This is a genomic window from Streptomyces sp. NPDC002324, from assembly GCF_053593335.1.
This window is the reverse complement of record NZ_JBSFCF010000005.1, coordinates 83,418-92,747: the sequence shown is the minus strand read 5'-3', so window position 1 is coordinate 92,747 and position 9,330 is coordinate 83,418. Positions and strand designations below refer to the sequence as shown.

The following is a 9,330-nucleotide window of genomic DNA, read 5'->3' as shown; positions in this document are numbered from 1 at the left end:
ATCCCGGCCAGAGTCTCGACGTCTGGACTCGGCACTGATGTCAGTGGCGTGGGTTGTACTGTCTGCGCGCTCACCCCGCCGTCCGTCCCGGCGTGGCATCGGCGCATCGACCACTTCACCGAGAGAGAAAGAAGACTGTGAACGTCCCCGCACCTGCCGGTACTGCGACCCTCGTCGCCTACGTCGCCACGATCCCCGCGGCCAACCTCGCCGTCACCCACTTCGGAGCCGTCCCCGCCGGCTTCGGCTACGCCGCCCCAGCCGGGGTGTACATGGTCGGCCTCGCGCTAGTCCTTCGCGACCTCGCCCGAGAATCAGCTGGCCGTGGGGCTGTCCTCGCGGCCATAGCCGTCGGCACCATCCTGTCGTACTTCCTCGCCGACCCCGCTCTCGCCGTTGCTTCGGCAGCCGCCTTCGGGGTCGCTGAGACCATGGACTTCGCCGTCTACGAACCTCTACGGCAACGTGGCCTGTTGATCGCGATGCTCGCCTCCAACGCGATCGGTCTGCTCTCGGACAGCCTCCTGTTCCTCAAGCTGGCCTTCGGCTCGTTCGAGTACCTACCGGGACAGATCCTCGGCAAAGCGTGGATGACCCTTGCAGCGGTCACTGTTCTGGCCCTACTTCGCCGACGAAAGCAAGCGACCGCCTGAGCCCGCCTTCCGCGTCCGGTGCACCAGCACCGAAGAGTGGTGCACCTTCGCCGGCTCGCTTGTCGACACCGGCCGCATGCACGCAGAGGCGGGATACGTCTATCTGGAGATCCGCGCTTGGAGGCCCCGTGAACACTGAGCGAGTAGTCCGGCACGAGGCGGGCGGATAGCCAACGGGTTCGCCGCCCGGGCGGAGGGAAGCACGCTGCACCTGGGCTGGCCCCCGTTCCGAACCCTCCTGGGCTGATGACGACAAAGGCGATCGTCGTCTGGCACGAGGAATGAGGCGTGTTTCGAACCCTCCTGGGCTGATGAAGACGGGGCACGGCCGCGGACCTCTCCAGGGACGGTCTGTTTCGAACCCTCCAGGGTTGATGAGGACGCGGACCCCGTGGGTTCGGAAGCCCGGGATTTCCGCGCTTCCCCCTCCAAGACCGATGAAAACCCACAGCGCCACCGTCCAGGTCGCGCACGACGTCTAGTTCCGCGCCTCCAGCGCTGAAGGAGACAGACCAGCGTGCTCCTCGGGGTCGTCGAGGTCAAGCTCGCGTTTCGAACCCTTACGGACTGACGAAGACACGAGCCTGTTCGCCACCTACCACTGGGCGTTCACATTTCGAACCGACTTGGGCTGGTGAAGACCAGGCTCGGAGTCGAAGCGAACCAGACCGTCACTCTGTTTCGAACCCTCTAAGGCTGATGAAGACCGAGCACGCGTTGGCGGTACTGCGGGTCGATGTCCCGTTTCGAGCCCTCCTGGGCTGATGACGTCCAGCGTCGGACCGGAGCTCGACTGGGGCCTGGTCCTGTTTCGAACCCTCCAGAGCTGATGAAGACCCGCCGCCACAACACCGCTGAAGCCCTGCGCATCATGTTTCGAACCGTCCTGGGCTGATGACGACCGGCATCAAGGAAAAATCTCTCAGCGACCTGTTCGTGTTTCGATCCCTTCCGGGCTGATGAAGCCCCGGGCCCTGTGGGGTCGAGGGCTCGGCGTTACCGCGTTTCGAACCCCCAAGGGCTGGCCGCGCCGTAGTCGGCCGCGTCCGCGCGCCGCCAGTTTCGATGCGCTCCAAGGCTGATGAAGACGTCGTAGTGATCGACGTGTCGAAGCGCAAGCTCGTGTTTCGAACCCTCCTGGGCTGATGAAGACGAGCGTCCCGCAGATCGGCACGTACGGCCTCATTGCGCTCGGACCCTCTGGTGCCAAGGACGACAACGCGCTCCAACGCACGACAGAACTACCACAGTACGCCTGGATGTTCTCGCTCGATGAGCGTTGTCAGTGCCTCACTGTACTTTCCCGTGTTGTCAACACCCCTGACCCCGACCGGGGAGAACTACGAGGGAGATCGTGCGACTTCGCTTAGAGATCAGCACCCGGGCCCGGGAGATCGCGTGGGGAGACGTCCTTGCCCCGGGCCGCGGCATCGTCTATGAGTCCCTGTATCGGACTGCTCCCGAGCTGGCCGGGAAGATCCACGAGAATGGGTGGGGACCGTACGGCATCGCCCCGTTCGGGCACAGTGCGCCCACGTTCCCGAACGCACGCCGTGTCCGCGGAACGTACGCGGTACGCGGCAGCGGCCACCTGGAGTTCGGCAGCCCGCTGCCCGAGTTGGTGCAGGCCCTGGCCCTGGATTTCATGAACCCGGCGCGCACTCTGCTGGACTGGGGCGGGGTCGCCCTGCGAGTCGGCAGCGTCACCGTCCGGCAACCACCCGGCTTCGCCGGTGGCCGGGCCCGGTTCCGAACTGCGAATCCGCTGCACCTCTCCGAGTACGAGCGGCCCGAGCCCGGCGGGGAGCACACGCCCGTGCGGGCGCTGTTGCCTCAGGATCCGGGGTATCCGGTGGCGCTGGAACGCAATCTCAACCGGCGAGCGGAGACCTTCGGCCATGCGCCGGACATCCGGATTGAGTCGATCATGGGGGTTGGGCCGCGCCGTTCGTTCCGGGTGACCGGCCAGGGCCGTTCCGGGCAGCGGACCGGTGCGCCAGTGGAGGTCGAGGTCAGTGGCGGTGCCGGCGCGCTGGCCGCGCTGTGGTCGGCGGGGCTCGGCCAGCAGACTGGTGCCGGGTTCGGTTGGGTGGCGGCGTGAGCGAACTACCCGCCGAGCAAACTGCGTTACGGACCACGCCTCATCCCCTGCAGCGGGTCGGGGCCTTCACTCTCGCCGCGATGGCCGGCGTGCAGCGTGCGGACGAGGTGATCGGCGCTGTGTTTGCCGAGGTCACCGGCAAGCTGACGGCGGCCGCTGTGACTGCTGCCCGGGCGCGGGACAAGGGGTCTGAGGACGGGTTCCTCCTCGCGTGCTCGTACAGCCTGTGGCCCAACAGCCCGATCCACAACAACACGGCGCAGGTCTACAAGAAGAAGCCAGCAAGTGAGCTGTCCGAGGCGTTCAAGGTGAAGAACGGCTCCACGCTGGGCGAGTTCATCCAGCGGTGGCGCACCATCCCCGCTTCGGAGACCTGGCCGCAGGCGGACTGTGTGCTGTGCGGCACCGCGGCGGTCGGTTTCTACGGCAAGAAGGACGTCGTCCTCGCCGGGGCGATCATTCACCGCAACACGACTCCGCGTGGTCACGCCGGGCTGGCGCTGTGCTGGCCCTGTCTGTGCTCCTTTTACGCCCTGCCGTTCGGATGCCACCTGACCGGCGGGTCGTTCACCGCGCTGCACACGTGGGACGAGCGTCTCGCCTTGCACGTCACGCGCCGGCAGGTCAGGCGCAACGAGTTGCTGCTCACGGCCGGGAAGAAGCCGGCCTCCCCGAAGCCGGAGGTCGTGGCGCTGGCGGCGCTGCGCGGCTTCGAGCACCGTGTCACGTCCGGGGTCGAGCTTTTGGTCTTCAAGAACAACAACCAGGATCAGTCGCTTGCCTCTCATGCGGTGGACCAGCCGCTCGCCGAGTGGCTGCGCACCACGACGCGTCTGCCCGCCCGGCGCACCGGTTTCCGATGCCTGCTGCGTGCCTGCCGCACCGACAAGGGCAGCGGCGCCCAGAGCCTCGCCTGGCGGGTGTTCAACCGCCCCGAGACCATCCCTGCCGTTCTCGCCGCCTACCTGACCGCCCGCACCCAGACCCGCAGCCTGCCAGCGCCCGAATCCCCAGCCGTCGCCGAACTGATCAGCTCCTACCTGCACGAGGTGATGCACATGGACGAAAAGGATCTCTCCGAGATTCGCCAGACGGCGCAGCGCGTTGCCGCGCTGTTCAAGCCCGATGACACCGCGGGCAAGCTCACCGGCTTCCACGCCCTGTTCCGTGCCGGTCGCGGCACGGACCTGCGCAACTGGCTGCAGCGTCACTCCGTGGAATGGGTGCTGACCCGGCCTGACAACGGCGCGCCGCTGATCACCGAGAACGGGTTCGAGCTGCTGTTCTCGCCCAGCCAAGACGGCAACGCCTGGTTCTTCCGCCAGTACCTGCTGACCTCCGTCCTCGCCGAGCTGCACCGCCGCGGCTGGCAGCCCAAGGACGCCAAGACCGTCGTCGAGGACTTCGACCCCGACGCTATCGACCCCACCGACACCGAAGCTCTTGAGGAAGGAATCACCCAGTGACGCACCTCGCCGGAAAGCTCGCCCTCGATATCCAGGCTGGCGCTCCGAACAACGGCCGAGGCCAGGACAACGTCGGCATGGTCAAGAAGATGCAGGTTGGCCGCGATACCTACCCCTACATCTCGCCCCAGGCCGTGCGCCGCTGGCTGCGCGACAGCCTCCCGGCCGCCGAGCCCCTCTCACCCGTCATCCGCGAGGGCAAGGGCAAGAAGCAGCAGGCATACACCAAGGGTCGGCCCGACCTGTTTGTTGACGACGACCTGTTCGGCTACATGGTCGCCATCAGCGGCTCGGACAGCTCGTGCCAGCGCGACACCGTCCTCGCCACCGGCACCTTCGTCAGCGTCACCCCCCAGCGGATCGCCTCCGACTACGGCACCATGACCCGCGGCTTCGCCGCCGGCGACAACCCGGTCATCCACGAGCACGAGTTCTATACCGCTGTGTGCGCCGGCGACATCAACTTCGACCTCCCCCGTGTCGGCACCTTCGAGACCGACGGCCAGGGCATCCGTATCGCCCTGCCCCCGCAGGCCGCCAAGGAAGCCGCCGCATCGGGCGCCACCGAGGCCACGTTCCGCGGGGTGTCGGCACTCGTCCTCGACATCGCCGAGCGCCGCCGTCGCGCCGCCCTCGTACTGCGCGCCCTCGCCGCGCTGCGCGGAGGAGCCAAGCCCGCCGCGCACTACGGCGACCGTACCCCGGCGTTCCTCCTCCTCGCCCCGATGAAGGGCGGCGTCAACCCCTTCACCCGCGTGCTCGCCAACAAGGACGGCAAGCCCGTCTTCGCCGCCGACACCCTCACCGAGGAGATTGCTGCCTGGCACGACGAACTCGACGGCCCGGTACGCATCGGATGGGCGCCCGGATTCCTCGGTGACCAGCGTGATCGCGCCCGCCGTGACCTCGCCGACCTCATCACCGCAGGCACCGTGGTGATCGACCACCCGCGCACCATCCTCATCAACCTGGCCAAGGAGATCGAGGACAGCACCCACGACGCCTGGTTCGAGGACGCCAAGGCATGACCACCGCACCCATCACGGCGCTGGAGGCGACGTTCACCACCCCGGTAGCCAGCTTCCGCAATCCGCTGCACTCCGGGGTCCAGGTCGGTCTGCCCTGCCCGCCTCCCTCCACGGTCGGCGGCATGCTCGCCGCCGCGGCCGGCGGCTGGCAGCACATCTCCGAGACCTTCCAGTTCGCCATGGCCTTCCACGCCCGGGGCCAGGGCGTCGACCTGGAGACCTACCACCCCCTCGACGCCGGAGGCCGTCCCACCAAGTCCAACCCCAAGGACCGCGAGTTCCTGGCCTTCACCACCCTGACGGTCTGGATCACCGACCAACCCGAGCGGTGGCGCAGCATCCTGCGCCGCCCGCTCTGGCCGCTGCGCCTGGGCCGCAGCCAAGACCTCGTCGGTCTCCACCTCAACACCATCGAATTGGCGCGACATCCGGGGGAGCAGCGCGGCGCCTTGGTCGAGGACCTGCCCGGCACCGCCGGAACAGCGTTGCGTCTGCCCACGGCGATCCGCCTGGACAGGGCACGCACCGTGTGGGGCACCTACCGCTACGACGCCACCGGCACCACCACCGCCACCGTTCCCGACAGCTACAGCACCCCCACCGGGCAGGCCGTCACCCTGCTTCCACCCGCCCACCCCGCAACCGCAGAGGCATAAAGGCTCGTGCAGTCATCAACCCCACCAGAATCACAAGGACTTGAGCGGACCACGATGCTGTCTCAGGTGCTGGCCAAGAGCACCAGAGGCCACTGGCCGGCTGAATTGTTGACGGTTCACCTGAGCGCGGCCCTGGACGCGGCCCGGCTCGTCGCCCGGCGCACGGGCCAGATCGCCGTCGTCGCTGAAGTGCTGCCCGGCTTCTGGGACGCGGTCGCCCTGGCCGATCTGCTGCACGATGCGGGGAAGATCCCCGACGGCTGCCAGGCCATGCTCGCTGGGGGGCCGGTCTGGGGAGAGCGCCACGAGGTGCTCTCCCTGGGATTCGTCGAACTGGTCGCGGACGACGAGCTGCGGGCATGGGTGTCGGCCGCCGTCGCCACCCACCACCGGCCGTTGACGAACTCCCCCCGGTCGCTCGCCGCGCTGTACGGGGCATCCCCGGTCGGCGAGTGGCGGGCACGGTTTTCTCCCCTCGACCAGGCCAACGCGGACGAGCTGGCCACATGGCTGTACGAAACCGCGACCGCAGCGGGACTGCCGGTCAAGCCGCTGTCCGCCGACGCGGACTGGGTCGCTGAGGCCCACACAGAGCTCAATGGGCTTCTGGACCGCTGGGAGTACGGGGCCGCCCCGGAGGAGGGTCTGGTAGCGGTCCTGCTCCAGGGTTCTGTGACCATGGCCGATCACCTCTCCTCCGCCCACGGCAGGCTGCACCTAACCCAGCCCATGGGCCCGGCCTTCGCTGCCCGCCTGGAGGAGGCCATCACAGCCAAGGGCTACAGCCTGCGACCCCACCAGCGGCGCGCAGCGGCGGTTGAAAACCACCTGCTGCTTAGGTCTCGGACCGGCAGCGGTAAGACGGAGGCCGCCTGGCTGTGGGCCTGCCGCCAGACCGCCACCATGCACGCCGCGGGACAGGGTGCGCCACGCGTCTTCTACACGCTGCCCTACCTCGCGTCGATCAACGCCAATGCGGACCGCACCACACGGGAACTGGGCTCAGCCGACCAGGTCGGTGTGTCGCACGGGCGAGCAGCCGCCTACCACTTGGCCAACGCGGTGTGTCCGGAGGACGGGGACGCGGAACGGGTGACGGCCGCGCGCAAAGCAGTGGCCCGGCAGGCAGCCACCCGACTGTTCAAAGAGACAGTCAGGATCACCACCCCCTACCAGCTGCTGCGCGCCGCGCTGGTAGGAGCGGCCCAGTCCTCCCTGCTCGTGGACGCGGCGAACTCGGTGTTCATCATGGACGAGTTGCACGCCTACGACACCAAACGGCTCGGCTACATCCTGGCCATGATGCGACTGCTGGAACGGCTCGGCGGACGCTTCGCCGTCCTGTCCGCCACCCTGCCCGACGCCCTCGCCAAACTCATCGAAGACACCCTCGCCGGGACCGTGACCCGCACCGACGACGCCGACAGCCACCAACCAGCCCGGCACTGCATCCGCACCCGCCCCCACCACCTCACCGACCCGTCCTCGATCGCCGAGATCACCGAACGCCTGCACAACGGTGAATCCGTCCTCGTCGTCGCCAACAACATCCGCCAGGCCCAGCAGCTCTACGACCGGCTCGGCCCCATCGCACGCCAGCTGTCCGGACCAGAGGCCGCGGCCATGCTGCACTCCCGCTTCAAGCGCCACGACCGCAGCCGCCTGGAACAGCACATCACCGAACGCCACAGCGTCGACCGCACCCGGAGGGATGAGCGGCTGCCCGGACTCGTCGTCTCCACACAGGTCCTCGAAGTCTCCATGGACGTCGACTTCGACGTCCTGTTCACCTCCGCCGCCGACCTCGAAGCCCTCGCCCAGCGATTCGGCCGGGCCAACCGGATCGCCGCCCGTCCCCCGGCCGACGTCATCGTGCACGCCGCCCGCTACACCCCGCGTCAGAATGCACCAGGCGAATGGTTCGCCGACGGCATCTACCCGCAGGCCCCCACCCAGGCGGCCTGGCACATCCTCACCGCACACGACGGACAGCCCGTCGACGAAAACGACATCACCGGATGGCTCAACCAGATCTACGCCACCGACTGGGGCACAGCATGGCGAAAGAACGTCCTCTTCCACCGAAACCAATTCGCCGCCACATTCCTGGACTTCACGTACCCCTTCGACAGCCGCGACGACCTCGCCGAGCGGTTCGACGAACTCTTCGACGGCACCGAAGCCATCCTCACCGAAGACCGCAACAACTACACCGCCGCACTCGACCAGGCACGAGGCCGCGCCGGCCGGCTACTCGCCGACGACTACCTCATCCCACTGCCCGCCAGCGCCGTTCCCCGAGCGCGCTACGACACGGAACTGAAGGTGTACGTCATCGACGGCACCTACAGCAGCGAACACGGGCTCACCGCCGTACGAGCCCCGGGTGCCACGTATCGGAAGGAAGAGCTTGCCTGATCGGCACGACACACCCTCACGGTCAACGAGCACCCGCCGTGAAGGCTCCACGGTCTCAGGAGGTATCCCAACCTGACCAGCGCAGCCAAACGCAACGGCACTCACGCCGTAGTCATCAGCCCAGGAGGGTTCGAAACGGGATCAGGTCCGGCGTGAACGGCTGGGGGCGGTACGCCATCATCAGCCCAGGAGGGTTCGAAACGTGAGCATCGTCCGGATCTGAAAGACCGTCGAGGCCAGCCCATGAGGGTTCGAAACATGGCGAACCAGTACCACACCACCACCCGGAACTCCGCCTTCATCAGCCCAGGAGGGTTCGAAACCCCCGCGTCAGCGCGAACCAGCACCGCATCTCGTGTCGTCATCAGCCCAGGAGGGTTCGCAAGCACCAAACCTCGACGCGGCGGCTCTGCGAGCCCCACGTCATCATCAGCCCAAGAGGGTTCGCAACTCGATCAGGTAGGCCATGTAGTGCCCGCCGTATGCGGTCGTCATCAGCCCAAGAGGGTTCGAAACAGCCACATCTCGCGCTGTTCGTCCTCGGCGACGGGCCATCATCAGCCCAAGAGGGTTCGCAACTGGGGCGGAGCCCGCGGCCTGACCAAGGCAGTCGCGCCGTCATCAGCCCAGGAGGGATCAGAACCTCTGCACGCCCGAGGAAGTAGTGGACGACCTGCAGGTCAGTCATCCGTCCAAGAGGGTTCGAAATCCAAGCGGGACCGGGCCCATGCAGTTGTCGTCCACGTCGCCATCAGCCCAGGAGGGCTCGAAATGCGATCCCCGACCCGAACTTCTCTTGGAAGGATGACGTTGTCATTAGCCCAGGAGGGCTCGAAACCTGGGGAAGGCGTGAGTCACCGGGTGCCCGCTTCGTCTCTCGTTCAGCCTAAGAGATTCCGCAACGGCACCATGGGCAGGGCGATATATAGCACGGGATCCCCGGTTAGCGAAACCGGGGATCCTCCGCACTATTGGTGGTCCACCGCCATCCCTGCACGTCGCGTCGAA

6 protein-coding genes are annotated in these 9,330 nt (G+C 67.3%); all 6 read left to right on the top strand.

Annotated elements, in window-relative coordinates; translation table 11 throughout:
• Nucleotides 1–137 precede the first annotated feature (137 nt).
• The gene (locus ACWCRJ_RS09530; RefSeq protein ID WP_362713103.1) at nucleotides 138–653 is read left to right on the top strand and encodes a VUT family protein; all 516 of its coding nucleotides are present in this window, start codon (nucleotides 138–140) and stop codon (nucleotides 651–653) included.
• A 1,354-nt stretch (nucleotides 654–2,007) separates the two neighbouring features.
• Nucleotides 2,008–2,754 (top strand): CRISPR-associated endoribonuclease Cas6, encoded by a 747-nt coding sequence (locus tag ACWCRJ_RS09525; protein WP_450938735.1) that lies wholly within the window; start codon nucleotides 2,008–2,010, stop codon nucleotides 2,752–2,754.
• An 80-nt stretch (nucleotides 2,755–2,834) separates the two neighbouring features.
• Nucleotides 2,835–4,220, top strand: coding sequence for a hypothetical protein (locus ACWCRJ_RS09520; RefSeq protein WP_450938734.1), 1,386 nt, complete (start codon nucleotides 2,835–2,837; stop codon nucleotides 4,218–4,220).
• Entirely contained in the window at nucleotides 4,217–5,248 is a 1,032-nt protein-coding gene (gene cas7i, locus ACWCRJ_RS09515) for a type I-B CRISPR-associated protein Cas7/Cst2/DevR (protein WP_450938733.1), read from the top strand. Before ACWCRJ_RS09520 ends, cas7i begins: the two co-directional genes overlap by 4 nt.
• The gene (cas5, locus tag ACWCRJ_RS09510) at nucleotides 5,245–5,904 is read left to right on the top strand and encodes a CRISPR-associated protein Cas5 (protein WP_450938732.1); all 660 of its coding nucleotides are present in this window, start codon (nucleotides 5,245–5,247) and stop codon (nucleotides 5,902–5,904) included. Before cas7i ends, cas5 begins: the two co-directional genes overlap by 4 nt.
• A 108-nt stretch (nucleotides 5,905–6,012) precedes the next feature.
• Nucleotides 6,013–8,322, top strand: a complete 2,310-nt coding sequence (gene cas3, locus ACWCRJ_RS09505) for a CRISPR-associated helicase Cas3' (protein WP_450938731.1) — start codon at nucleotides 6,013–6,015, stop codon at nucleotides 8,320–8,322.
• The last annotated feature ends 1,008 nt before the right edge of the window (nucleotides 8,323–9,330 follow it).